Here is a 24235-nt window from a genome sequence, read left to right as displayed (position 1 = left end):
ACCTTCATTCGTGCGCCGATGTCGTCGAACGCGGCATTGGGCGGGCGGCATGGGCATTCGCCCGCAGCACGATCACGATGCAGAAGGTATGCTCGCGGCATCGCACTTGATGCGTCTTGTAGCGCACCCCGGATGTGCTCGCGGACCCGCCCGCGACACAGCCGGAAACCACCGAAAAACCCATCAGAAGAGGACCCCGACATGGCCTGGGAGCAGTTCGAACATGGCTGGCGGCTCGAGCCGGCCAACGCACCGGCGCAATCGCTCGTTGTGCTGATGCATGGCGTAGGCAGCAATGCGCGCGATCTTCTGCCGCTCGCCGATGTCTGGCGCCAAGCGCTGCCGTCGACGGCCTTCGCCTCGCTCGACGGCGGTGAGCCGTTCGATGGCGGGTTCGGCGGCCGCCAGTGGTTTAGTGTGCGTAACGTAGATGAAAGTCTGCGTGCGGCGCGCGTCGCCGATGCATGGCCAGCGGTCGAAAAGATCCTGACGGCCGAACTTGCGCATTGGCAGCTCGATTTCGCGCGGCTGGCGCTGGTCGGCTTTTCGCAAGGGGCCATCATGGCGATGCATCACGTCGCGACGAATCCGCAGGGCGCGGCGGCCGTGGTGGCCTATTCGGGACGGCTGGCATCGCGGGTAACCGCGAAGAGTCGTACGCCGCTCACGCTGATCCATGGCGAAGACGATCCGGTCATTCCGGCGCAGGAACTGGAGCGCGCCGCGCTCGCGTTCAGCGACGCAGGATTCGCAGTCGAGGCGTATGCGTTACCGGGCGTCGGTCATACGATTTCGGCGGACGGCGTCGCACTTGGGCGCGATGCACTGATGCGGGTGTTCGCTGGGCCGGCGCGCGGCTGATCGCTTTGGGCTGGGTCCGGCAGCGTTTGACCTTTTGTAACCATCTGTAATGTTAGACGAAGCCTAAAGATTTTGGCGTGGGTGCCGTTAATGGTTCAATAGCCGCGAAAAAAGCACCCGACGCGCCGATCGACGTTGTGCCCGCCAAGGCGCGACACGTAGCCGGGGAGACCATTTGTGCAGGCCCGGCAACGGGCGGCACCGAAACCAGTAGAGCCGCCCATGGCCAGAGCGATGCCGCAACCTTCATTTTTCAAACGTCTGTTCAGCCACGATGTGGCAGTGGACCTCGGCACCGCCAACACGCTCATCTATACGCACGATCAGGGCATCGTGCTCAACCAGCCCTCGGTAGTCTGCTTCCAGAAGCACGCGGCGATCGGGCGCGAGCGCGTCGCCGCGGTCGGCAAGGAAGCCAAGCAACTGCTTGGACGTGTCCCGGTCAACCTTGAAGCGGTGCGGCCGATGCGGCACGGCGTCATCGCCAACTTCGCCGCGGCCGAACATATGATTCGCCAGTTCGTCGACATGTCGAGTACGCGTACACGTCTTGGCCGGCGTCCGTCGTTCACGATCTGCGTGCCGGCCGGCGCGACCCAGGTCGAGCGGCGCGCGATCCGCGAGGCGGCCGTCGCGGCCGGAGCGTGGAAAGTGAACCTGATCGGCGAATCGCTCGCGTCGGCAGTGGGGGCCGGTTTGCCGGTATCGGAGGCGACCGGCTCGATGGTCGTCGATATCGGCGGCGGCACGACCGAAGTCGGCGTGATCGCGCTGGGCGGCATGGCGTACAGCGGTTCCATCCGCGTGGGCGGCGACCAGTTCGATCTGGCCATCGTCAATTACGTCCGCAATGTCTACGGCGTGGTGCTCGGCGACCAGACTGCCGAGCATGTGAAAAAGACCATCGGCACGGCGATCCGCGACGTGCCCACCGAACGCATCAATGCGACCGGGCGCAGTCTCGACGACGGCCTGCCGCGCACCGTCCAGCTAACCAATCACGATATCGCGGAAGCCATCGCGTCGCCGCTCGCCCATGTGATCGGCGCGGTGAAGGCGGCGCTCGAATCGGCGCCGCCGGAACTCGTCACGGATATCGCGGACGCCGGTATCGTGCTGACGGGCGGCGGCTCGCTGCTGGGTAATCTGGACCGCTGTCTGTCCGACCAGATCGGTCTCGAGGTGCGGCTTGCCGACGAGCCGCTGACGTGCGCCGTGCGCGGCGCTGGCGCCGCCTCTGCTGTGCTCGACCCACACGCGTTCGACTGATGCAAGGCGCAGCCGCGCTGCGTCCGTCCCGGTCTCTGTCTCCACCTTTCCTCCGTGACTCATCCCGATCCCGTTTCTTCGCCGTCTTTCATCGAATTGCAGAATGGTCTGCGTATGCCGTACGTCGTTCAAGGCGAAGGTGAGTTGCTGCTGTTCGTGCATGGTTCGTTGTGCGACTTCCGCTACTGGCAGCCGCAGGTATCCGGGCTGTCGAAGCACTATCAATGCGTCGCGGTCAGTCTCACGCATTACTGGCCCGCTACCGACACGCCCGCCGACATGCCGTTCAGCTGGAGCCGGCACGCTGACGAGGTCGCTGAGTTCATCGGGCGCTTCGGTGCGGGGCCGGCTCATGTGGTCGGTCACTCGCGTGGCGGGTGCGTGACGTTTCATTGTGCGCGACGTCATCCGCAACAGGTTCGCACGCTGACGCTGGCCGATCCCGGCGGTCCACTGCAGATCGCGGGCCGGCCACCCGCGAAGTTGCCGGAGCCCGTCAACGCGCTGCGCGCCCGCGCGGCGCAACTGATCGAAGAAGGCGACATCGATGCCGGCCTGCAACTCTTCGTCGATTCGGTCAGCCGTCCCGGTTTCTGGGCGAAGAGCACGGCGGCCTTCCGGCGAATGGCGATCGACAACGCGCACACGCTGGCGCGTCAGTTCCGGGATCCATTGCCGCCATACACGCCAGAAGAGGCCGCCGAGGTGCGCTGCCCCGTGTTGCTGATCGATGGTGAGAAGAGTCCGCTGATGTTCCGCCGCACTGCCGAAGCGCTCGCGTCCTGGCTGCCCGATGCCCGGCGCCAGACGGTGAATGGCGCGTCGCACGGCATGAATCTCGCGCATCCGGCGGCGTTCAACCGCTACGTCGACGAATTCATCCGGAACGCTGGCGAAGGCCACGCAGGCTGAGGTCCCGCCCCGGTTTGCGGCGTGTGCCGGCGCTGTAGCGCGGTGAAAGCCAGATGAATGTTGCTGACGCCGAGATGGAGTGTTGCGTTCCATCGACACAATTTATCGCGTTCCGAGCCGTAGAATGCGTTGCCAGAGCCGGTGCATGCTCCTCATGCGAACCGGCACTCGTGCGATGACACAGTGAAAAGGACACGCGCAGATGAACGACTCGACCACACACGCAATACTGAAGTTTTCCGACAGCGATCAGACGGTCGAATTGCCGGTCTACAAGGGCACGCAAGGCCCTGACGTCATCGACATTCGCAAGCTCTACGGCCAGACCGGCAAGTTCACGTACGATCCGGGCTTCATGTCGACGGCGGCGTGCAATTCGGCGATCACGTACATCGACGGCGACAAGGGTGAACTGCTGTATCGCGGCTACCCGATCGACAACCTCGCGCAAAGCGCCGACTTCCTCGAAACCTGCTACCTGCTGCTGAAGGGCGAGCTGCCGAACGCGAAGCAGAAGAAAGAATTCGTCGACACCGTCAAGCAGCACACGATGGTGCACGAGCAGATGCAGTTCTTCTTCCGCGGCTTCCGTCGCGATGCGCACCCTATGGCGATTCTGGTCGCCGCGGTTGGTGCACTGTCGGCGTTCTATCACGACTCGCTCGACATCAACAATCCGCGTCACCGCGAAGTGTCGCAGATCCGCATGATCGCCAAGCTGCCGACGCTCGTCGCGATGGCGTACAAGTACAGCATCGGCCAGCCGTTCGTGTATCCGAAGAACGACCTGTCGTACAGCGCGAACTTCATGCGCATGATGTTCTCGACGCCTGCTGAAGAGTACAAGGTCAACGACGTGCTGGTGCGCGCGCTCGACCGCATCCTGATCCTGCACGCGGACCACGAACAGAACGCTTCGACCTCGACCGTGCGTCTGGCCGGCTCGTCGGGCGCCAATCCGTTCGCGTGTATCGCCGCGGGTATCGCCTGTCTTTGGGGTCCGGCGCACGGCGGGGCGAACGAAGCCGCGCTGAACATGCTGGAAGAAATCGGCTCGGTCGACAACATTCCTGAGTTCATCAGACAGGTGAAGGACAAGAACTCGGGCGTGAAGCTGATGGGCTTCGGTCACCGTGTGTACAAGAACTACGATCCGCGTGCGAAGCTGATGCGCGAAACGTGCCACGAAGTGCTCGAAGAACTGGGCCTGCACGACGACCCGCTGTTCAAGCTGGCGATGGCGCTCGAAAAGATCGCGCTGGAAGACGAATACTTCGTGTCGCGCAAGCTGTACCCGAACGTCGATTTCTACTCGGGCATCGTGCAGCGCGCGCTGGGCATTCCGACGTCGATGTTCACGTGTATCTTCGCGATGGCACGCACGGTCGGCTGGATTGCGCAGTGGAACGAGATGATTGCCGATCCGGAGCAGAAGATTGGCCGTCCGCGTCAGCTTTTCGTCGGCGAAACGCCGCGTGAAGCAAAGCCGATTGCAAAGCGCGCTTAAACAGTCACCGCACTTCAATCGCGTTTTCGGGCCGCAACAGACGGGCGCTTTTTCCGTGAACAGGGAAAAGCGCCCGTTGTCATCTGTCCGTGGCGCGCGCCCGTGCGGGGCACCGCGGTGGGAAACGCGCCTGCTGGCACACTCGATGCCGCGTTGCCCTGTCCGCTACTCCCGACGCCTGAACGCATCACCATTCACGCTGCGCAGCCGCTCTAAACTCGTGCGATCGCCGAAGACCTTCTACAATCGGTACGAAGCCAACAGGAAGGAGCAAGCTGATGCAGGATCCAGAAGCACTCGGTGGACTGACCCATGCAGGCAAGCCGGACCTGACGGCGCCGGACCCGGACGCCGTATTCATCCCGACTGAAAATCTGAACGTCGCCAGCGCGAACCAGTACGTGCTGAAATCGGGCGACACGTTTATCGTCAACGATCCGCTCGGCGACATCACAGGCCGCGACGATGGCCTGTTCGTCAACGATATGCGCGTGCTGTCCGGCTTGCGGCTCACCTTCGGCGGCCGTGCCCCCTCGCTGCTGTCGGGCAGCGTCAGCAGCGACAACACCGCGTTCACCGCGCACCTGACAAACCGGCCGCTGCCGCCGCTCGGCGGCACGAGCACGCCGGAAGGCGTGATTCACGTGCAACGCATCCGCGTGCTGTCAGGCACGGTGCTCAACGAAGCAATCGAATTGACCAACTACGGCACGAGCGATGCAGTGGTGCCCCTGTCGATCTCGTTTTCGAGCGACTTTCGCGACATGTTCGAGGTGCGCGGTCTGAAACGGCCGAAGCAGGGCACGATCAAGGCGCCGCGCATCGAGAATGGCGAAGTGCTGCTCGAGTACATCGGTCTCGACGACGTCACGCGCGGCGTGCGCCTTGCGTTTTCGCCGACCCCGCCCAAACTGCTCGCGGATCGCGCGGACTATTCGGTGAACCTGCCCGCACAGGCATGCATATCGATCTATCTGTCGGTGGCGGTACAGGTGCAGGGGCGCGATGCGTCGTCGCGCGGCGTCGATGTTTCGCAGCCGACGCATGGCGTGAGTGAATTGCATCTGTCGCAGATCGATACGGTGCGCCCGCGCGTGGGCCGGGCTGCCGTGCGCGCGGCGCTCGTCGATGCTCACCTGGTGATGCGCGAACGCCGCCGGGCAACCGCCCGCGTGCGCTCGAGCAATCCTCTGTTCAATGCGTGGATCGACCGCTCGCTTGCCGACCTCGGTCTGTTGACCACCGATCTCGCCACGGGCCCGTACCCGTATGCAGGCATTCCGTGGTTCTCTACACCGTTTGGCCGCGATGCCGTCATTACGTCGTTGCAGACGTTGTGGTTGCAACCAGGCCTGGCGCGCGGTGTGCTGCGTTTTCTCGCCGAGCATCAGGCGCGCGAGGATTCCGCATTTCGCGATGCCGCACCCGGCAAGATCATGCATGAGATGCGCAAGGGCGAGATGGCCGCCACCGGCGAAGTCCCGTTCGCGCTCTATTACGGCGGCGTGGACACCACACCGCTCTTTATCGTGCTGGCGGGCGCTTACGTCGCGCGCACGGGCGATACGGGGCTCGTCGACGAATTGTGGCCTGCGTTGCAGCGCGCGGCGCAGTGGGTCGCGGGCGTGTGCGACAGGAACCGTCTAGGGCTGCTCGACTATCAGCGCGCCTCCGACGGTGGTCTCGCGAACCAGGGCTGGAAGGACAGTCACGATTCGGTTTTTCACGCGGATGGCCACTTTCCGGACGGGCCGATCGCGCTCGTCGAAGTGCAGGCCTACGCGAGCGCCGCATTCGACACGATGGCGCATTTCGCCACGTTGCGCGACCAGCACGACGACGCCGCGCGTTACGCAAAGCGCGCAACGTCGATTCGCGCGTGCGTCGAAGAGAAATACTGGATGGAAGATTCCGGCTTCTACGGCATCGCGCTCGACGGTCGCGGCGAACTGTGTCGCGTGCTCGCATCGAACGCGGGACATCTGCTGGCGTTCGGGCTGCCTTCGAAGGAGCGTGGCGAGGCGGTCGCGCGCGGGCTCGAATCGACGCTCTTTCACACGGGCTGGGGCGTGCGCACGCTTGCGGCGGGTCAGGCGCGCTTCAATCCGATGGCCTATCACAACGGCTCGGTCTGGCCGCACGACAACGCATTGTGTGCGCGCGGCCTTGCGCGCTACGGCGCAAAGGCGGCGGCCGTGCGCCTGTTGCAGGCGCTGTTCCAGGCGGCCGTCAATTTCGACATGCGGCTGCCCGAACTCTTCTGCGGTTTTCCGCGCCGACGTGGCGAGCCGCCGACTGCGTATCCGGTCGCCTGCCTGCCGCAGGCGTGGGCCGCAGGATCGCCGTTCATGATGCTCGAAGCGTGTCTCGGCCTCACGATCGATGCCGCGAAACGCGAGGTCGTCATCGAACAGCCGATGCTGCCGGAAGGCATCGACTGGCTCGAGGTCGGCGATCTGCGGGTGGGCGATTCGACGGTGTCGATCACGTTCCGGCGTGTGGCGGGCAAGGTGGTCGCGTCGGCGGAGCAGGGCGACGTGAGGGTGATCGCGTTGCTGTAGAAACCTGGGTCGCGTGCGATGCATCGGGTGGTAACATTTGCGGTTAAACCTTGTCGTTCAAGTTGTTGTTTAACCCATCGCCAACCTCGTTCCCGGTACATCGCATGCCCGACAGTTTCGACCAGCTTGCCGCCCTGATCCGGGCGCGCTTCTCCGAACTGAGTCCGCAATTCCAGACGGGGGCGGCATTCCTGCTCGATCACCCGGACGAAGTCGCGGTCTCGTCGATGCGCAAGGTGGCCGAGCGTGCGCTGGTGCAGCCGGCGTCGCTCGTGCGGCTGTCGCAGCAACTCGGCTTTCCCGGCTGGAACGAACTGCGCGATCTGTTCGTCGCCCGGGTGCGTACGCGGCCGGAGCCGCTCACGAGCCGTGCACGTTCGCTCGTCAAGACCAACGCGCGGGACGCGCTGGCGCAGGATCTGCTCGTCGCGCAACAACACAACCTTGAACTGACCGCTGCGCACAACGCACGCGTGACAGTCGAAGCGGCACGTGTGCTGCGCCGCGCGCCGCATGTGCATGTGGCGGGATTCCGCTCATGCTATGCGGTCGCGTTCGGGCTGGTGTACGGCTACCGGCTGTTCCGCTCGTCGGTGTCGCTGTTGACGGGCGAGGCGGGCACGCTGGAGATGCAACTGCGCGGCGTCGATCGCGACAGCGCCACGATCGTCATCAGCTTCGCGCCGTATTCGGTCGAAGCGGTGCGCGTTGCCCAGGCAGCGCTCGAGAAGGGCAGCAAGCTGATCGCGATCACCGACAGCGCCGTTTCCCCAATCGCGCTGAACGCCGACAAGGTGCTGATCTTTTCGCACGAGAGTCCTTCGTTCTTTCCTTCGCTCGTCGCGGCGACGGCGATCGCGGAGTCGCTCGTCGCCCATCTGCTCGCACTCGAAGGTGCGGACGCCGTCGAGCAACTCGAGAAGGTGGAGCGCTCGCTGCATTCCAGAGGCGCCTACGTGATCTGATCCCTGTCCGGTCCCGCAGGCGGATCGCGTCTCTTCCTGCTGCTTCCGTTTTGACAACATATGTTGCGGTAATATATAAGTGTGCATCGCGTGTTGATGGCGCGTCGGAGCCACGTCGATCGCACCGCGATGCGCGTTGAACCGTTACGAGGACCCTGGCAGTGACCGATCGTTTACCTCCCTTCGACCCGTCGCAAGCGACGCCCGAACAGAAAGCCGTCCTCGACGAGATCCTGTCGGGGCCGCGCGGCAATCTGAACGGGCCTTTCCTCGGCTGGATTCACAGCCCGGAACTCGCGCAGCACGCGCAGCGGCTGGGTGCGTTCTGCCGCTATGAGACGGGCTTGCCGCTGCGTCTTTCGGAACTGGCGATCCTCGTGACCGCTCAGCGCTGGCAGGCTCAGGCAGAGTGGTACATCCATTACCCGATCGCGCTGAAGGCCGGCGTGCCGGAAGCGGTGGCTGAAGCCATCCGCCAGGGCCAGCGGCCGTCTCTAGCCGATGCCGACGATGCATTGATTTTTGATTTCGCCAGCGAGCTGTACGACGCGAAACGTGTGTCGGACGCGACGTATGCAAAAACGGTCGCGCGCTTTGGGCATGAAGTGACGATGAATCTCGTCGCGCTGCTCGGTTATTACGCGCTCGTTGCGATGACGCTGAACGTGTTCGGCATGCGAGCGGAAGGGCAGGAGACGCTGCCGTTTGCGGAGTAGCGACAGGTACCTGCTTCAAGGTGCCTGCACGCGCCTCGCGCGTGAGGTAGAGAGCAGGCGGCGAGGCAGGCGGGCGTTATCGGCCGCCTTCCACGAGCCGTTTTGCTGCAGCGAGTTCCGTATGTTCAAATGCCGGCTCGAACTCGGCGACTTCGCGCGCCGTCATGCCCACGTGCGGCGTGCGCGCATCATCACGCCAGTTCAATACTGCGCGGTACACAGACGCCAGTACGTCGAGCGCTTGCGGACGCGTCAAATGAAAATGCCGGGCAGCGCCGAGCGCTTCTTCGATGGAGCCGCTCGGCCCTGAATCTTCGGTCAGCCACGTCTTGAGTTCCCGATCCTTGTCGGGCATCGGATTGATATCGAACGCCGGGGCAAGGCGCCACTGGCCGTGGCCGACGTGGAGGAAGCCATGATTTTGCAGATGATCGTCGACATTGGTGATCAGCATGCTGAACACGATGCGACGCCATAGCTCGGCAAGATCGCGCCGGGGGGCATCGCTCACGACCAGAATGCGCTCCGCGATCTCGGTGTAGGCGTGGTCTTCCTCGCGCGACGCCTGCAGCATGGATGCCGCCGACAGGTACGGAATTCGCCCGCCATCGTGGCGGTCGAAGCGGCGCACGAGCGCAACCGGGATTCCGTCGGATAGCACGATGCGCGCATCGGAGGCCTCTATGCCGGCCTTGCGTGCGAGGCGTAGCGCCAGCACTTCTGCACGCGTGACGGCGCGTTCATCGCTGATGCTGGGGAATTTGCCTATCGCGAGGTGGCCATCGTCGTCGACGATCGTGCATTTGGGGCGCATGCCGCCGAGTGATGTGCCGCGGCCACGCAGATAGCGCAGGTCAGCCTCGGTTTCCGTGCCGCGTTCGATCGCCTGGGACGCCCCCAGCAATTGCGACAACTCGAGCAGGGGAGGCGCGCGACGACCGCCGTCTTCCATCGTGCGCAGGAATCCGCCGTGGTCGTCTGTGAAACGGATCGCGCCGATACGACTTTCGTCGTCCACACCCAGAAGATAGTCCATCTCCGTAAGCGCACCGCCGACGAACGATTCGCCTTGGTCGAGTGCCAGCTTGCGCCGCTTCGCATGGTCGCGTGCAATGACGCGGCAACCCCAGCCATCGGGCTCGGTATCCGCAAAGGCGAAGTGAAACACCGAATCGCTTCTGGTCGGCGCCTTGCGGAACTGGCGTTCCGTCGTCAACGCGAGATCGGGAGAGATGTTGAAGCTGCTTTTGTTTTGCAGCCAGCCAGGCGCGTAGGCGAATGCCGAACTCTCGCGAGCCCCTTGTTTCGCGTAGGCCAACTGACCGAGTGGCAGCGCAGATGCCCCTAGCGCCACGCGCACGACACGCTCGACGGGCGGCGCCATCAGATTACCCCGGCTGGCGAGGTATCTTTCCGGCGGCGAATCCGTTTGGGGACGGCCAGATCCATCAGGCCCAGGCCGACGTCGTCCCTGGCCGTGTCCAGCAGGTTCGCAAGGCGGTCGAGTTCGTTCAGAACGAAGATCGCCGTTGCAATGGTTCCGACTGCCACCGTCGGGTCGCCTTTTTCCAGTCGCTGCAAGGTCTTGAGCGACACATTAAGCCGCTCAGCCATCGACTGGGTGGAAATGTGCCGGCGGCGACGCGCCAACGAGATATCGTGCCCGAGCTTCTCGAGGCCCCGGCGAACGGGGAGCGGCAGCCGCTCGCTGATGGAGGTCTTAAATGACTCGTTTGGTGCGTTTTCGGGTTTCATGTGACCGATTATAGATCACGAAACGCGGTGATGCCAACGCGGTCCATTTTATGAACGCATATGTGACCTTTCACAGATATAAAAGGTCTTATGTGACCGATAATACCTGCTTCTGGCGGCTAAACCAACGCCCTGAGCGCCCGAAAGTCATATGAAAAACGCCCCGACTGGCGCTGCCAGCCGGGGCGTTTCTCGTTAGTCTGCTGCTTCGCTGCCTGAACCTACGCCTGAACTTACTGCCCGCGATAGGTCGAGAAGATCCGGTTTTCGATCGTCGGGCGGGCACCCGCTTGCGACGTCCCGGTGTTCACGCCGCCGACTGCTTCGCCTTGCTGCGGCGTAACCGAGTCCGGGGTTGAGGTTTGTGCCGCGTACAGCTTCGGGTAATTCGTGTCGTTCTGGTTAAGCAGGCCGGCCTTTTGTGCTTCGACAACCTCGGCGCGAACCTGGGCGCGGGTCACCGGACCATTCGATTGCTGCGCGAACGAGACAGCCGGAATAGCGAGAACCGACGCAATGAGTGCTGCGGAAAGAACTGACTTCATGACAACCTCCGAGGTTTGATTATTGGTTCTTTTCGGCTTAATCGCCTTGCCTGAACCGTTGAATCAAGTTTATTCCTCGTCTCATGGGCGATAAATCACGATTTCAGATATGAATTATTGCGAATCTTGAGAAAATAGATGGTGGGTTGGAAAGCGTGGCCTGCGAGGCGGAATATGCAACGGCATCTGCCCTGGCCTTTCACCTCACCTTCACTGCGCTGACACTGCGAACGGCCTATGATGAAAGCCGGTCCACGCCCGCGCCTGTCGCGACGCGCGGCGCACGTGACGCATGCCGAACCGCAAATCTCTCGGGCGAGACCGTTGCGCCCGGCATGAAGGTGGGATCACGGCTGCGCAGACGGGCACAACAGGAGAAGACGATGAAGCGTAAGGCATCAGCAGTCTGGCAAGGCGGCCTGCAGGACGGCAAAGGCTCGATCTCCACCGATAGCGGCGTACTCAAGGACACCCAGTATTCGTTTGCAACGCGCTTCGAAAGCGGCATCGGCACGAACCCTGAAGAACTGATCGCAGCGGCGCACGCGGGCTGCTTCTCCATGGCGCTGTCGGCCGAACTGGGCAAGGCCGGCATCAAGCCCGAACGCATCGGCACGACCGCGACTGTCACGCTCGACAAGGCCGATGGCGGCTTCGCGATTACGGCGGTCCATCTCGACGTGAACGTCAAGATTCCAGGCGGCGACAAGGACGCATTCGACAAGGCCACTGCCGACGCCAAAGCGGGATGCCCGGTATCGAAGGTACTGAACGCCACCATCACGATGGAAGCGAAGCTCGAAACCTGAGCGCGGCCAGTCGTACCTGTCAGGTCAACTGTTCGCGAAAGCGTCGCAGACGTGGGGCAGCTCTTTTGCCTCACGTCAAAAAGCGGGCTTGAATTCTTGAACGGATAGTCATAATATCGTTCGATGGACAAGCCCGCTGCTTCGAAAAAATCCACCGCTGCCTGCGCCCGCGGCCGCCCTCGCGAGTTCGATACGGAAACCGTGCTGGCGAATGCGAGCGAGGTGTTCTGGAATTACGGCTATCACGCCACCTCGATCGATGACCTCTGCAAGGCCACCGGCGTGCTGCGCGGCAGCCTGTACGGTGTATTCGGCGACAAGCACGGCATCATGCTGGCGGCGCTGGATCATTACGCAGATGGTTCGGTTGCGCGGCTTGTCGAGCGCCTCAATGCCAACGTTCCGCCGGAAGAGGCATTGCGCAACGCACTGATGCATTACGCCCGGGCCGCTTCGGCGCTAAGCGGACAACGTGGCTGCTTCATCACGAACGCCACCCTCGAAATGCTGCCTGACGATGAGGTGCTACGTGCGCGCATCGAATCGATCCAGCGTCGTACAGCCACGTTGCTGGCAGCCGCGGTAATCCGCGGGCAGGCCAGTGGTGTATTCAGTTCCAGTCTCGATGAAAAAGCCGTCGGCGATTTTCTGCTGTGTATCACACAAGGCTTGCGTGTGCTCGGCAAGGTGCCGCGCGACGAAGCTCAGTTGACCGCCATCGTCGATCTGGCGATGCGTGCGTTGGTCTGAAATTTTTTTGGATAATTTTTGAACGATCAGTCATGAATAGTGAATGCCTGAAGTCCGCCGGAGCCGGTATGACAGTGCCTGCAATCAGCCGGTCCGTGGCAGGCGCGCCGCCTGCCGCGTCTCCCCAGCGTTTCGAGCGGCAGGGGCTCGCGCTGGCCGTGCTCTTCATCGGCGCGTTTCTGGCGCCGCTCGATTACTTCATCGTCAACCTGGCGCTGCCGTCTATTCACGCCGGCCTTGGCGCCACCGACGCGCAGCTGCAACTGATCGTCTCGGCCTACGCGTCGGCCTACGCGGTTCTGCTGATTACGGGCGGCCGGCTTGGCGACCTGTTCGGCCGTAAGCGGATATTCATGGCCGGCATGGCGGGGTTTGTGATCGCGTCGGCGTTGTGCGGCTTCGCAACGAGCGGCCACGCGCTTGTGCTGTCGCGAATCGTGCAGGGGATCGCGGCGGCCGTGATGGCGCCACAGGTGCTCGCCACGATCCGGGCCGTCGTTCCGGCGCACCAGCAGACCAAGGTGATGAGCTTCTACGGCTTTGTCTTCGGACTCTCGTCGATCGCGGGCCAGCTCGGCGGCGGCGCGCTGATCACTTACCATCCGTTCGGCCTCGATTGGCGAATCATCTTTCTGATCAACATTCCGGTCGGGCTGGTTGCGTTCTTCGGAACGTGGAAGTTCGTGCCGGAAAGTCAGCCGGCCGTTCGCACGGGTGTCGACCTGAAGGGGGTTGCGCTCCTGTCGCTGCTGCTCTTGCTGATCATCTATCCGATGACCCACGGGCGGGAAGCTGGCTGGCCTGCATGGACGTTCATGATGTTCGCGCTCAGCCTGCCCGTGCTGGCGTTATTCATCGCGACGGAACGCGGAATCGAGCGCACAGACGGCCATCCGCTCGTCGATCTCCGGTTGTTCCGCAACCCGGCTTTTGCGATCGGCCTGGTGCTCGCGTTCCTGTTCTATTGTGAAAGCGCGTTCTTTCTGACCTACGGTATCTATCTGCAAACCGGCCTGCACTGGACGCCGCTCGAGTCGGGTATCGCCATCATGCCGTTCGCAGCGGGTTTCATCGTCGGTCCGTTGCTGTCGCCGGTTGTGGTGCGGCATATCGGTGCCCACATCCTGACGCTCGGGTTCTCGATGCTGGCGGTCGGTTTTTCCGTGACGACGTGGGCCGCAGGCCAGAGTGCCTTGCCCGATCTGATCTTTTACGCGAGCCTCGTGTGCGCGGGCATCGGACACGGTCTCGTGCTGCCTTCGCTCATGCGCATCGTGCTCGCTGAAGTCGTGCCGGAGAAGGCCGGGTTGGCGTCGGGCGTCGTTTCGTCGACGCTGCAGATAGGCGCCGCGTTCGGTACGGCCGCGATCAGCGGCGCGTTCTTCGGTGTTCTGGGGCAGCGCGCGACGCCAGAGGCATACGCCCAGGCCTTCCAGTTCTGTATCGGCATCACCGCGGCGTTGCTGGTCGCTTGCATTGGTTTGAGCGTGGTGCTGGTGAGGCATCAACGTGCTGCATTGCAGCGAGCCCAATCCGATCGCTGACGGACGTGTTGCAGTATCCCTCCGCGGATACTGCAATGCGGAAACGTTTTCAGCGTTTCATCTAATCAAATAATTGCGGTTTGCTGGGATCATTGATGCACCAGGTATTTATGGATGATGAAAAAGGGGGTATCGATTCAGAATAATATCGATTTCAAGGCCGTCTGGTTTCGCATGTCTGACAAATGACAGCAGTATGTTTTACGACTTTGAAAAGTAACCGGGTGGTTTGTTTTTATTCTGAGGGTGATGGCCCGGTGGTCCGTGCGGCGGTGCGTCAGAGGTTTTGGGCGCGGCGGAGGGCTAATCCACGCAGCAATAAAACCGTATCTTTAAAAATCACTTGCTTCGAATAAATTCAATTGTTAATCTTGACTCGTCTTTTAAATCGCTCGCCTATCCGGTGGTCGTGAGTCCGGTGATAAACAGGTTTGCGGACGAAATGTGGGTTATCCCACGCAATCGGTCGCTTCCTGGTTTTCATCATCGGCATTCACCGGTTTTCTGGCCGGGCGTTTCCGACCTCGCTGTCAACTGTGCTGTTAGCCCATTTTTGGGGCTGACTGATAGTCTGTCTTGCCGCGCGGTTGTTGCCATAACGGCGCAAGCCGCGGCCAGGGACAGCAGGGGGCGCAATGATGTTTTCGTACCGGGGATCCCATGCTGACCGCTACCATCGACACATCTGATACGCCGCAAACCGCGTCATTCAGCGTCGGCGACGTGGTGACGCTGACGTCAGGCGGCCCACGCATGACGGTGACGCACGTCGGTCCCGTCGCGTTGGTCGAAGGCGACTGGCTCGTATGCCAGTGGTTCGACGATCATGGCGAACTGCGCCAGGAACTGTTCGAGCCACACAGGGTGCGGCTCGAGCCGCGCTCCATTCCGGCGGGCTCGGTGCAGTTGCAGAAATTCGCGCGCTTCGGATATTCCGGACGCGTCTGACACCAGCCTTCACACTCCGCTCCAGTTGCGCTACGCGGCTGCATTGACGCAGCCGCGGTCAATCCGCGCCTTAAATGCGGCCGCTGCGATGGCACGCGGCACACAAGCTCCTGCAATCGCAGACTAACGACGCGCCTCAGTCGCCATCCGCACGGCGAGGCCGGCGAGCACGGTGCCCATCAGCCAGCGCTGGATGACGATCCATGTCGGGCGCCTGGCAAGGAATGTGGCGATCGACCCTGCCGTCACCGCAACGATCGAATTGATCGTCAGGCTCAGCGCGACCTGCACGACCCCAAGCGTCAGCGATTGACTGAGCACATTGCCGTGCTGCGGATCGATGAATTGCGGCAGCAGCGACAGATACAGCACCGCGATCTTCGGATTCAGCAGGTTGGTGACGAAGCCCATCGTAAACAACTTGCGCGGGCTGTCGGCGGGCAGGTCGCGCACCTGGAACGGCGAGCGGCCGCCCGGCTTCACGGCCTGCCATGCAAGCCAGAGCAGATACAATGCGCCGCCAAAGCGCAACGTGTCATAAGCGAAGGGCACCGTCAGCAGCAGCGCCGTGATTCCGAACGCTGCGGACAGCATGTAGAACACGAAGCCCAGCGCGACCCCGCCAAGCGAAATCAGGCCGGCGGTGCGCCCCTGGCAGATCGAGCGGGAAATCAGATAGATCATGTTCGGGCCTGGCGTGAGCGCCATCCCGAGCGCGACGAGTGCGAAGGTCAGCAGACTGGAAGTGTGCGGCATTGCATGGCTCCGTAGAGATTGAAGCAGGTCGATCAGGCAATGCCCAGGCGCGCGGCGGAACGCGAGCGGACTCGCGGTCCACGTTCCCCGATGGTGTCTCCATCTTCAGCGCCAGTTACGCGGACCGGATGATTATATCCACGCCGCAGGAAGACGCGTACCCGGCGTGCATGTCAGCGGCGCAGCGGCCGGAAGAAGCGGCGGATTTCTTCGGCGAGCAAAGCCGGTTGTTCCATCGCGGCAAAGTGGCCGCCGCGCGGCATGTCGGCCCATTGCGCGACGTCGAACACGCGTTCGATCCACGACCGCGGCGGCCGGCTGATCTCCTTCGGAAAACGTGCAAAGCCAAGCGGCGGGCGCACGCGCTGGCCGGCTGCAAAACGCAGCGGCTGCTGACGCATCTCCCAATAGAAGCGCATCGACGAACCGATGGTTTGCGTATGCCAGTAGAGCGACAGGTTCGTCAACAGTTCGTCCTTCGAGAACATGCTCTCGACGTCGCCATTGCAATCGCTCCACGCACGGAATTTTTCGACGAGCCACGCGGCGAGACCGGCAGGCGAATCGTTCAGCGCCGTGGCGAGCGTTTGCGGTTTTGTGCTGTGCACGTGCGCGTAACCGCCTTCGAGCGCGGCCCAGGCCGCTTTCGCGTCAAGGAATTCCTGCTCCTTTGGCGACACGGGCGGATCGCCCGTGGTGAGTGGCGGCTCGTACGAACCCGGCAGAAAATTCAGGTGCAGGCCGTCAACATGCTGCGGATGCCGGTACGCAAGGGCGATCGAAACCGCTGCGCCGAGATCGCCGCCTTGCGCGCCGAAATGCTCGTATCCGAGCCCACGCATCAATTCGACCCATAGGTCCGCGGTCGCGAAGGCAGAGATGCCGGACTTCACGGGGCGCTCCGTAAAACCGAAGCCAGGCAGCGAGGGCACAACGACATCGAACGCATCGGCCGGGTCCGCGCCGGCTGACGCCGGATCGCACAGATGAGGCAGCAGGTCCAGGAATTCGATGAACGACCCGGGCCAGCCGTGCGTGATGATGAGCGGGTAGGGCCGCGGCCCGACGCCATGGCGATGCATGAAGTGCACGTTCAGCCCGCCGACCCGCGCCATGAATTGCGGCTCGCGGTTCAGCCGTCGCTCGGCGGTGCGCCAGTCGTAACTCGTCGCCCAGTAGTCGGCCAGCTCGCGAACATAGGCAGGATCGACACCGAGCGCCCAGGGTGCGCCGTCATAGTGATCGGGCCAGCGCGTGTGCTTCAGACGCGCGCTGAGCGCGACGAGCTGTGTGTCCGGTACGGCGATCTCGAAGGGCGTCACCTGCATCGCACGTTTCTCCTGTCAGGTTGCATGATTCATCTCCTGGATTCTTCGCTCCCTTCGCGCGCTGCATTGCGCGTGGCGCGCGCCCGCACGCGTGCGACAAGCTGCGTCGAGAATACGCGAAGCACGACGTTGCGGCGGTTCGCGACGACTTCGCCTGCAACGTTCGCGCTCGGATTGGGCTGCAGCGCCCAGAACAACGCGAGCAGCCAGCCGAATACCGTCCAGCCGAGGCAGGCGTTGAAGAGCGCGATAACCAGCAGGTCGTGGCGCTTGCGCCGGTCCGCGAGGATCGACGGCAGGAAGTAGAGCGCGAGCGCGACCGCCGCCGCGATGACCTGAACCACGATGTTGCCACCCATGAGAGGCTCCCGATGGCGTAGTGCGTATCGTCAGATTGTCGCTCGAATGAAACAATCGCGCAGCTTCCCGTTTGACGCCAGTCGGCCATCCGGCCAGTGCCCGGCGTTCGTGAACGGGTCTATCATTGTCGTTTTGAACGTAACGGACCGCCACCATGATCTCTGACGACACCGCCCAGCACGCTCAACAGGTCAATCACGATGCGCTTCGTGAATTCGTCGACCGCAAGTGGAACGACGAGATCGTACCGGCGCTCACTGACTATATCGCGGTGCCCGCGAAGAGCCCCGCTTTCGATCCCGACTGGGCGGAGCACGGTTTCATCGAGCGCGTGGTAACCGACGCGGCGCAATGGGCCGAGCAACAACCCGTGCGCGGTCTGAAACTTGAAATCGTTCGCCTCCCGGGCCGCACGCCGGTGATTTTCTTTGAAACGCCGGCAACGCGTTCAAACAGCACCGAGACGATCGTGCTGTATGGCCACCTCGACAAGCAGCCGGAATTTGCAGGCTGGCGCAACGACCTCGGGCCGTGGACGCCGAAGTTCGAAGACGGCAAGCTCTACGGCCGCGGCGGCGCGGACGATGGCTACGCAATCTACGCGAGCCTCACCGCGCTGGCGGCGCTCGACGCACAGGGCATCGAACGCCCGCGCTGCGTCGGCATCATCGAAACCTGCGAGGAGTCCGGCAGCTACGATCTGCTGCCCTATGTCGACGCGTTACGTGACCGCCTCGGCAAGGTCGGACTGGTGGTCTGCCTCGATTCGGGCGCCGGAAACTATGATCAGCTCTGGCTCACCACGTCGTTGCGCGGCCTCGTCGCGGGCGACCTCGAAGTGCAGGTGCTCGACGAAGGCATTCACTCGGGCGGATACGGTGGCATTGCGCCGTCGAGCTTCCGCATCATGCGGCATCTGTTCGAGCGGCTCGAGGATGCCTCGACAGGCAATCTGCTGCCGAAGGGTTTTCATTGCCCGATTCCGCCGAACCGCCTGCTCGAAGCCGAGGCCACAGCCCACATCATGGGCGACGACGTATGGAAAAAATTGCCGTGGGCGTGCGGCCAGGATGGCCGTCAGGTATTGCCCACGACAATAGATCCGCAAGAGGCGCTGCTGAATTCGACATGGCGTCCGTCGCTGTCTGTCACGGGTGCATCGGGTCTGCCTTCGCTTGCCGATGCGGGCAACGTGCTACGCCCGCGCACCGCGTTCAAGCTTTCGCTGCGGCTGCCGCCGCTGATCGACGCCGTGAAGGCTGTCGCCGAACTGAAGGCGCTGCTCGAATTCGATCCGCCGTACAACGCGAAGGTGACGTTCAAGCCGGATCAGGGCGCGGCAACCGGCTGGAGCGCGCCCGACCTTGCCCCGTGGCTTGCGTCGGCGCTCAACGGCGCGTCGCAGCAACATTACGGCGCGGACTGTGCGTACATGGGGCAGGGCGGCACGATCCCCCTGATGAACGTGTTGCAGGAGGGTTTCCCGAGTTCGCAGTTCATGGTGTGCGGCGTGCTCGGGCCGAAGTCGAACGCGCATGGGCCGAATGAATTCCTCCACGTTCCATACGCGAAGAAACTCACTGCGACCGTCGCGGAAGTCATTGCCGCCGCGCCCTGAGCGACGACGCATGACGTCAGGTCCAGACGAACCTCGCGCATTACGCATCCCACTTCTCTTTTTTGCGAGTAAAGCCGACGCATGAACGACCAGCACGCTACCCAGTCAATGTCGCTCCGCATCGCGGCCGATCAACTTCACGCCTTCGTGCGGGCGATCTGGGAACAGGCGGGTAGCGCGCCGCGCGAAGCGGAACTGGTCGCCGATCACCTCGTTGCGTCAAATCTGACCGGGCACGACTCGCATGGCGTGGGGATGATCCCGCGCTATGTCGCATCGCTGCGCGAAGGCGAACTGCAACTGAACCGGCATGCGGATGTGGTGCGGGATGCGGGCGCCGTGCTGACCATTGAAGGCGGCAAAGGCTTCGGTCAGGTTGTAGCCTTCGAGGCGATGGAACTCGGCATCGAGCGCGCAAGGAAGCTGGGCCTGTGCGCGGTCGGACTGCGCGGTGCGCATCACATTGGGCGCATCGGACACTGGGCTGAGCAATGCGCGAAGGAAGGGCTAGTGTCCTTCCATTTTGTCAACGTGGCGGGCGATCCATTGGTCGCTCCGTTTGGCGGCGCTGACCGGCGCATCGGCACCAATCCGTTTTGCGCGGCGTTTCCCCGCACCGGCAAGCCGCCGCTCGTGCTCGATTTCGCGACGAGTGCGATCGCCTACGGCAAGGCGCGTGTCGCCTATAACCAGGGCAAGCACACGCCGGCTGGAGCACTGATCGACCACGAAGGGCGTCCGAGTATCGAACCGAAGGTGATGATGGAGGAGCCCTTCGGCTCACTGATGCCAATGGGCGGCCACAAGGGCTTCGGGCTCGCGGCGATGTGCGAGATATTCGGTGGCGCGCTGTCTGGCGGCTATACGACACATTCCGGCTCGCTTCAGAAGACCAGCGCGATCATCAACTGCATGCTGTCGGTGATCCTCGATCCCAAGGCGCTCGATGCGCCCAACGCCGAGGCCGAAGCGGACGCGTTCGTCGAATGGGTCAAGGCGTCGCCGCTTGCGGCTGGCACCGATCACATCTACGCGCCAGGTGAACCGGAACTGACGATGCGGGCTGAACGCGGCGAGAAGGGCGTGCCGGTTGATCTTGCGACGTGGCAGCAGATCCTCGACGCCGCGCGCGATTCCGGCATGCCGGCGGGTGACCTCGAAGCGTGGTCCCGGAAGGCGCGGTCGAGTCATGGCGTGAGCTGAACGTTGTTGAAGGACGGGTTTTTCAGCCGCGTGCGGCTCGCTGCGCGAGACCGCTCGAATCGTTGTTTAAATAGCCCGGTCTGCCGCAATTGAGCGAGGCTTTTGCGCCCCGTGATGTGCCGTTTGTGTTGTCGCTTTAATTTAGGTAAACGAATCAATTGACGGATCATGTTTTCGGGCTGAACATGGTCAACTGTTACGCATTTGCCGCGCCTCATGCACGGTTTTTTTATTGCGTGATGCCTTGATCTGGTGGCGCCGACTCCAGTGTGGGGTCGTTCGAACCGTAGGGCTAGAAATCGTCAAAGTCGGCCGACGACTGACGTTGTCTTCAGGATCATGAGCACGCATGGTTCTGTGCGGACATGTCCCATTGCAGATAGAGATCGGCAATTTTTGCTCGATATGCTCCATGATCAAAAATCACACTCGGCGCTTCGATTGCGGACACACCAGAGCAAAAACGGGGCGAATCCCTTATGCAAATCGAATAAAAAGTAATCGCTGGTGTGAAGCAAGCCAGCCCCGCCGCCTTCCAGAGTAAACCCACAATTCGTTCCTTGAGCGGCCCCCCAGCGCCGCAACCCACGCATCCGACCCACTGCCCCGGTTCGCAATCGTTTGCGCGCCTCGCACCCGGCCACCAACCGCAAATACGCATACACCTTCAAGAGCAAAACGCATATGGAGATTTGCACTCTTCTGTTGCCAAACGCGCCCCACGGAATTCAGGTCTGTTTTAGGCTCGTATTGCTTTACCTGTGTTTAAAAAACTTGATAAGGACCGAAAATGAATCTCCGTAACCATCACGCCTGCCGTCCCTTTCTCGAGGCTGGCAATCTGTCACAAATTTCCGCTTACTATGAAGAAGGCCGCAATGTCATGTGGATGATGTTGCGTGCGCAGCCGCGGCCATGTTTCAACATCGAGGTGGTCCATGACATCCTTGCGCTCGCGCGCTCGGCACGCGAGTCCGGTTTGCCGATCGACTTCTGGGTGACGGGTTCGCTGATTCCGACGATGTACAACGTTGGCGGCGATCTCGACTTCTTCGCTGATGCTATCCGCACGGGCAAGCGTGAAGAACTGATGTCGTATGCACGTTCATGCGTCGATTGCGTGCATGCCGCGGCGCGTGGTTTCGATACCGGCGCGATCTCGATCGCGATGGTCGAGGGCACGGCACTGGGCGGCGGCTTTGAAGCAGCGCTTGCGCACCATTTTCTGCTGGCGCAGAACGATGCGCGCATGGGCTTTCCTGAAATCGCGTTCAATCTGTTCCCGGGCATGGGCGGTTATTCGCTGGTCGCGCGCAAGGGGGGCATGCGACTTGCCGAGGAACTGATCGGGGGCGGCGAATCGCATACGGCGGAATGGCACGAATCGAGGGGGCTCGTCGATCAGCTGTTCGAACCGGGCGACGCGTACATCGCGACGCGCACCTTCATCGACACGCTGCGTCCGAAGCTGAACGGCATCCGGGCGATGGTGCGTGCGCGTCAGCGCGTGCTGCAACTGTCGCGCGCCGAGTTGATGGAGATCACGGAAGACTGGGTCGAGTCGGCCTTCACGATCGAGGAAAAAGATCTCGCCTATATGGAGCGCCTCGTGATGCTGCAGAACCGGCGCTCGTCCAATCTGCGCGCGAGCCCGGCGCCGAGTGCGAATGTTGCCTGATGGAATGGTAGTGGAAGTAGCGTGAAAAACAGCAATTGCGGAAGATCAGGCAATCAGTCTGATCTTCTGCCGGTCGCGCAGCCACTGCTCGAATTGCGCAGCGGGCATGGGCCGGCCATACAGGTAGCCTTGCACATAGTCCACTCCGAGTCCTTTCATGAAGAGCTCTTCGGTTTCGTTCTCGATGCCTTCGGCGACCACCTTGAAATCCAGTTCCTGCGCGACCGCGACCATCGAACGCACGAGCGCCTGCGCCTTCACGTCCGCGTTGATCGAGCGCACGAAGCTGCGATCCAGCTTGATCACATCGAGCGGAATCCGGCCGAGCTGCGAGAGTGACGAGTAGCCGGTGCCGAAGTCGTCAAGGTGCACCTGGGCGCCGAGTTCGCGGAACTGCGTGATGAGGTCGATGGCGGCGGCTTCGTCTTCGATCAGGCAGCTTTCGGTCAGCTCCAGATCGATCAGGCAGGTGTCGAGATTCGCACGCTGCAGCGCCTCCGTGAAATGCCGGACGACTGCCGTGTCGACCAGCTGGCGAGCCGAAACGTTAATGGCGATGCGCAGATCGAGCCCTTGCCGCTGCCATTCGGCGGCCTGCAACGCGGCAGTCTGCATGACCCAGCGGCCGAGCGGCCCGATCAGTCCCGACTCTTCCGCGTAACCGATGAATTCGGTTGGCAGGATCTGGCCGCGCTCCGGCGAGTTCCAGCGCACCAGCGCCTCGACACCCTCTACGGCGCCGGTGGCGAGCGCAAGCTTCGGCTGGTAGTGGAGCGTAAACTGGCCTTCGTCGAGCCCGCGCCGCAGGTTGGTGTCGAGCCACATGTACTCGGCGACCTTGCGGTCCATCTCGGGCGAGAACACGCGGCAGGTGCGCTTGCCTTCGTCCTTCGCGACGTACATCGCGGTGTCGGCGGAGCGGATCACCGATTCGAGGCTGTCACCGTGCTCGGGGTACAGCGAAATACCGATCGAGCAGCCGGTATAGACCTCGACCAGACCAAGGCTGAACGGTCTGCGCAGGCGCTCGAGAATGCGCGCGGCGGTGGCTTCGAGCAACTCGCGCGTCGCACCGGTCATGAGGACGATGAATTCGTCGCCGCCGAGGCGCGCAATGGTCTGGCTTTCGCCGAGACAGCCGTGGATCGCAGCGGACACATCCTTGATCAGCCGGTCACCGAACACGTGGCCGTAGTGGTCGTTGACCTTCTTGAAGTTGTCGAGATCGAGAAACAGGATGCCGACCGAGGTGCCTTCTTCCGCCGCTTCGATCGCCGCGCGGATCTTGTCCTGGATCGCATTGCGGTTCGGCAGGCCGGTGAGCGAATCGGTATTCGCCAGTTCCGACAGGCGCGCCTGCGCACGGCGTTCTTCGGTAATGTCGGTGCCTGAGCAGATCAGAAAGCGCTCGTCGACGCCGCTGCCACTTTTCACGAACTTGTTGCGAAACAGGAACAGGCGTTCGCCGTGAACGGTCTTGACGACCCGTTCGACTTCGTAGGACACGCCGCGATTGAAGAAACCGCTGATGTTGTAGCTCGACGCCGCGCCGTCTTCGGACGACATGAAGAGGGCCCAGACGTTGCGGCCGATCACATCTTCTTCCTTCATGCCGGACAGTTCTTCGGCGAGCCGGTTGAAACGCTGGATCCTCCCGTTCTGGTCGACGATCACGACGAGGGAATTGACCTCCGACACGACCTGCTCGGCAAACGAGAGGCCGTGCACGAGGTCCCGCGCAACGGATTCGGTATCGGCGTAGGCGGAGGCGGTGCCGGCCCATGACCTGCCGTTGAGCTTCTTGCCAACCAGATGCAGGCGCAAAGGTTCGCCAAACAGTTTGATGTCGAGTGTGAGGTGCGACGTAATGCCGGTGAGCCGACGGATCTGCCCGGCCTGCTGGACGGTGAGGGTGATCGCAACGTCGGCCGGGCCTGGCCCCGTGTCTGCGGTCAGTTCGAGCGCGTTGCTGTCGCTCGACAGGCGCCAGCACGGACTGCTCGTGCCGAAGTGCGCATAAAGCGTCTGATGCTGCTGGTCGTCGTTCATGGCGTCCCCCGGGCAGGCTGAGCCGTCAGGCCCGCTATTGACGCAGGCGAGCTGTCGGGCGGCAAACGGTCTTCCGTCGAAGGTTGGCTTCATTGTATCCA

At 62.5% G+C, this 24235-nt stretch carries 21 protein-coding genes and 1 riboswitch; of the genes, 14 read left to right on the top strand and 7 right to left on the bottom strand.

Features of this window, described 5'->3' with window-relative positions; all coding sequences use genetic code 11:
* The first annotated feature begins 201 nt into the window (after positions 1 to 201).
* From P3T23_RS17370 to P3T23_RS17340, 7 genes are all read left to right on the top strand, one after another.
* A complete protein-coding gene (locus P3T23_RS17370) occupies positions 202 to 861 on the top strand; it encodes an alpha/beta hydrolase (RefSeq protein ID WP_429317392.1) in 660 nt (219 codons plus the stop codon).
* 222 nt (positions 862 to 1083) lie between these two features.
* Entirely contained in the window at positions 1084 to 2130 is a 1047-nt protein-coding gene (locus P3T23_RS17365) for a rod shape-determining protein (protein ID WP_429317391.1), read from the top strand.
* A 114-nt stretch (positions 2131 to 2244) separates the two neighbouring features.
* The gene (locus P3T23_RS17360; RefSeq protein WP_429317390.1) at positions 2245 to 3042 is read left to right on the top strand and encodes an alpha/beta fold hydrolase; all 798 of its coding nucleotides are present in this window, start codon (positions 2245 to 2247) and stop codon (positions 3040 to 3042) included.
* A 202-nt stretch (positions 3043 to 3244) separates the two neighbouring features.
* Positions 3245 to 4549, top strand: coding sequence for a citrate synthase (gene gltA / locus P3T23_RS17355; protein WP_429317389.1), 1305 nt, complete (start codon positions 3245 to 3247; stop codon positions 4547 to 4549).
* Between the two features lie 278 nt (positions 4550 to 4827).
* Positions 4828 to 7110, top strand: a complete 2283-nt coding sequence (locus tag P3T23_RS17350) for an amylo-alpha-1,6-glucosidase (protein WP_429317388.1) — start codon at positions 4828 to 4830, stop codon at positions 7108 to 7110.
* 104 nt (positions 7111 to 7214) lie between these two features.
* Positions 7215 to 8075: a MurR/RpiR family transcriptional regulator gene (locus P3T23_RS17345; protein WP_429317387.1), complete on the top strand. Its 861-nt coding sequence runs from the start codon at positions 7215 to 7217 to the stop codon at positions 8073 to 8075.
* A gap of 161 nt (positions 8076 to 8236) precedes the next feature.
* Positions 8237 to 8791 carry a carboxymuconolactone decarboxylase family protein gene (locus tag P3T23_RS17340; protein ID WP_429317386.1) on the top strand — a complete coding sequence of 185 codons (555 nt, stop codon included), beginning with the start codon at positions 8237 to 8239 and terminating at the stop codon, positions 8789 to 8791.
* Between the two features lie 76 nt (positions 8792 to 8867).
* On the opposite strand, the gene P3T23_RS17335 is transcribed toward P3T23_RS17340, so the two are convergent.
* The 3 genes from P3T23_RS17335 to P3T23_RS17325 all read right to left on the bottom strand — a co-directional run bounded on the left by P3T23_RS17335 (position 8868) and on the right by P3T23_RS17325 (position 11091).
* On the bottom strand, positions 8868 to 10175 hold the full coding sequence (locus P3T23_RS17335; protein ID WP_429317385.1) for a type II toxin-antitoxin system HipA family toxin: 1308 nt from the start codon (positions 10173 to 10175) through the stop codon (positions 8868 to 8870).
* On the bottom strand, positions 10175 to 10546 hold the full coding sequence (locus P3T23_RS17330; protein WP_429317384.1) for a helix-turn-helix domain-containing protein: 372 nt from the start codon (positions 10544 to 10546) through the stop codon (positions 10175 to 10177). Before P3T23_RS17330 ends, P3T23_RS17335 begins: the two co-directional genes overlap by 1 nt.
* Positions 10547 to 10779: 233 nt before the next feature.
* Positions 10780 to 11091, bottom strand: a complete 312-nt coding sequence (locus tag P3T23_RS17325; protein WP_429317383.1) for a DUF4148 domain-containing protein — start codon at positions 11089 to 11091, stop codon at positions 10780 to 10782.
* A gap of 383 nt (positions 11092 to 11474) precedes the next feature.
* On the opposite strand from P3T23_RS17325, the gene P3T23_RS17320 reads away from it, so the two are divergent.
* From P3T23_RS17320 to P3T23_RS17305, 4 genes are all read left to right on the top strand, one after another.
* Entirely contained in the window at positions 11475 to 11900 is a 426-nt protein-coding gene (locus tag P3T23_RS17320) for an OsmC family protein (RefSeq protein WP_429317382.1), read from the top strand.
* 123 nt (positions 11901 to 12023) lie between these two features.
* Entirely contained in the window at positions 12024 to 12650 is a 627-nt protein-coding gene (locus tag P3T23_RS17315; protein WP_429317381.1) for a TetR/AcrR family transcriptional regulator, read from the top strand.
* Between the two features lie 68 nt (positions 12651 to 12718).
* The gene (locus P3T23_RS17310) at positions 12719 to 14194 is read left to right on the top strand and encodes an MFS transporter (protein WP_429317380.1); all 1476 of its coding nucleotides are present in this window, start codon (positions 12719 to 12721) and stop codon (positions 14192 to 14194) included.
* Between the two features lie 660 nt (positions 14195 to 14854).
* Positions 14855 to 15142 carry a YodC family protein gene (locus tag P3T23_RS17305; RefSeq protein WP_429317379.1) on the top strand — a complete coding sequence of 96 codons (288 nt, stop codon included), beginning with the start codon at positions 14855 to 14857 and terminating at the stop codon, positions 15140 to 15142.
* A gap of 123 nt (positions 15143 to 15265) precedes the next feature.
* On the opposite strand, the gene P3T23_RS17300 is transcribed toward P3T23_RS17305, so the two are convergent.
* The 3 genes from P3T23_RS17300 to P3T23_RS17290 form a co-directional block, all read right to left on the bottom strand.
* Positions 15266 to 15898 carry a LysE family translocator gene (locus P3T23_RS17300; protein WP_429317378.1) on the bottom strand — a complete coding sequence of 211 codons (633 nt, stop codon included), beginning with the start codon at positions 15896 to 15898 and terminating at the stop codon, positions 15266 to 15268.
* 34 nt (positions 15899 to 15932) lie between these two features.
* Positions 15933 to 16027: riboswitch (ZMP/ZTP riboswitch) on the bottom strand.
* 44 nt (positions 16028 to 16071) lie between these two features.
* Positions 16072 to 17226: an epoxide hydrolase family protein gene (locus tag P3T23_RS17295; protein WP_429317377.1), complete on the bottom strand. Its 1155-nt coding sequence runs from the start codon at positions 17224 to 17226 to the stop codon at positions 16072 to 16074.
* Between the two features lie 29 nt (positions 17227 to 17255).
* Entirely contained in the window at positions 17256 to 17585 is a 330-nt protein-coding gene (locus P3T23_RS17290) for a superinfection immunity protein (protein ID WP_429317376.1), read from the bottom strand.
* Positions 17586 to 17740: 155 nt separating this feature from the next.
* On the opposite strand from P3T23_RS17290, the gene P3T23_RS17285 reads away from it, so the two are divergent.
* The 3 genes from P3T23_RS17285 (at position 17741) to P3T23_RS17275 (ending at position 22085) form a co-directional block, all read left to right on the top strand.
* The gene (locus P3T23_RS17285; RefSeq protein ID WP_429317375.1) at positions 17741 to 19204 is read left to right on the top strand and encodes a M20 family metallopeptidase; all 1464 of its coding nucleotides are present in this window, start codon (positions 17741 to 17743) and stop codon (positions 19202 to 19204) included.
* 81 nt (positions 19205 to 19285) lie between these two features.
* Positions 19286 to 20407, top strand: coding sequence for a malate/lactate/ureidoglycolate dehydrogenase (locus tag P3T23_RS17280; RefSeq protein WP_429317374.1), 1122 nt, complete (start codon positions 19286 to 19288; stop codon positions 20405 to 20407).
* 790 nt (positions 20408 to 21197) lie between these two features.
* On the top strand, positions 21198 to 22085 hold the full coding sequence (locus P3T23_RS17275) for a crotonase/enoyl-CoA hydratase family protein (RefSeq protein ID WP_429317373.1): 888 nt from the start codon (positions 21198 to 21200) through the stop codon (positions 22083 to 22085).
* 45 nt (positions 22086 to 22130) lie between these two features.
* Here the strand turns inward: P3T23_RS17275 and pdeR are convergent, their stop codons facing one another.
* The gene (gene pdeR, locus P3T23_RS17270) at positions 22131 to 24134 is read right to left on the bottom strand and encodes a cyclic di-GMP phosphodiesterase (protein ID WP_429317372.1); all 2004 of its coding nucleotides are present in this window, start codon (positions 24132 to 24134) and stop codon (positions 22131 to 22133) included.
* Positions 24135 to 24235: the final 101 nt, after the last annotated feature.

The organism is Paraburkholderia sp. GAS448 (assembly GCF_050435685.1).
GTDB lineage: Bacteria > Pseudomonadota > Gammaproteobacteria > Burkholderiales > Burkholderiaceae > Paraburkholderia.
This window is presented reverse-complemented; position numbering and strand designations above follow the sequence as displayed.

Coding starts and splice junctions, on each gene's coding strand:
- P3T23_RS17360 (WP_429317390.1), top strand. CDS start 2,245: ATGCCGTACGTCGTTCAAGGCGAAGGTGAGTTGCTGCTGTTCGTGCAT.
- P3T23_RS17285 (WP_429317375.1), top strand. CDS start 17,741: ATGATCTCTGACGACACCGCCCAGCACGCTCAACAGGTCAATCACGAT.
- P3T23_RS17300 (WP_429317378.1), bottom strand. CDS start 15,898: ATGCCGCACACTTCCAGTCTGCTGACCTTCGCACTCGTCGCGCTCGGG.
- P3T23_RS17325 (WP_429317383.1), bottom strand. CDS start 11,091: ATGAAGTCAGTTCTTTCCGCAGCACTCATTGCGTCGGTTCTCGCTATT.
- P3T23_RS17280 (WP_429317374.1), top strand. CDS start 19,286: ATGAACGACCAGCACGCTACCCAGTCAATGTCGCTCCGCATCGCGGCC.
- P3T23_RS17315 (WP_429317381.1), top strand. CDS start 12,024: ATGGACAAGCCCGCTGCTTCGAAAAAATCCACCGCTGCCTGCGCCCGC.
- P3T23_RS17295 (WP_429317377.1), bottom strand. CDS start 17,226: ATGCAGGTGACGCCCTTCGAGATCGCCGTACCGGACACACAGCTCGTC.
- P3T23_RS17365 (WP_429317391.1), top strand. CDS start 1,084: ATGGCCAGAGCGATGCCGCAACCTTCATTTTTCAAACGTCTGTTCAGC.
- P3T23_RS17275 (WP_429317373.1), top strand. CDS start 21,198: ATGAATCTCCGTAACCATCACGCCTGCCGTCCCTTTCTCGAGGCTGGC.
- P3T23_RS17335 (WP_429317385.1), bottom strand. CDS start 10,175: ATGGCGCCGCCCGTCGAGCGTGTCGTGCGCGTGGCGCTAGGGGCATCT.
- P3T23_RS17320 (WP_429317382.1), top strand. CDS start 11,475: ATGAAGCGTAAGGCATCAGCAGTCTGGCAAGGCGGCCTGCAGGACGGC.
- P3T23_RS17350 (WP_429317388.1), top strand. CDS start 4,828: ATGCAGGATCCAGAAGCACTCGGTGGACTGACCCATGCAGGCAAGCCG.
- P3T23_RS17305 (WP_429317379.1), top strand. CDS start 14,855: ATGCTGACCGCTACCATCGACACATCTGATACGCCGCAAACCGCGTCA.
- P3T23_RS17310 (WP_429317380.1), top strand. CDS start 12,719: ATGACAGTGCCTGCAATCAGCCGGTCCGTGGCAGGCGCGCCGCCTGCC.
- P3T23_RS17330 (WP_429317384.1), bottom strand. CDS start 10,546: ATGAAACCCGAAAACGCACCAAACGAGTCATTTAAGACCTCCATCAGC.
- gltA (WP_429317389.1), top strand. CDS start 3,245: ATGAACGACTCGACCACACACGCAATACTGAAGTTTTCCGACAGCGAT.
- P3T23_RS17370 (WP_429317392.1), top strand. CDS start 202: ATGGCCTGGGAGCAGTTCGAACATGGCTGGCGGCTCGAGCCGGCCAAC.
- pdeR (WP_429317372.1), bottom strand. CDS start 24,134: ATGAACGACGACCAGCAGCATCAGACGCTTTATGCGCACTTCGGCACG.
- P3T23_RS17345 (WP_429317387.1), top strand. CDS start 7,215: ATGCCCGACAGTTTCGACCAGCTTGCCGCCCTGATCCGGGCGCGCTTC.
- P3T23_RS17290 (WP_429317376.1), bottom strand. CDS start 17,585: ATGGGTGGCAACATCGTGGTTCAGGTCATCGCGGCGGCGGTCGCGCTC.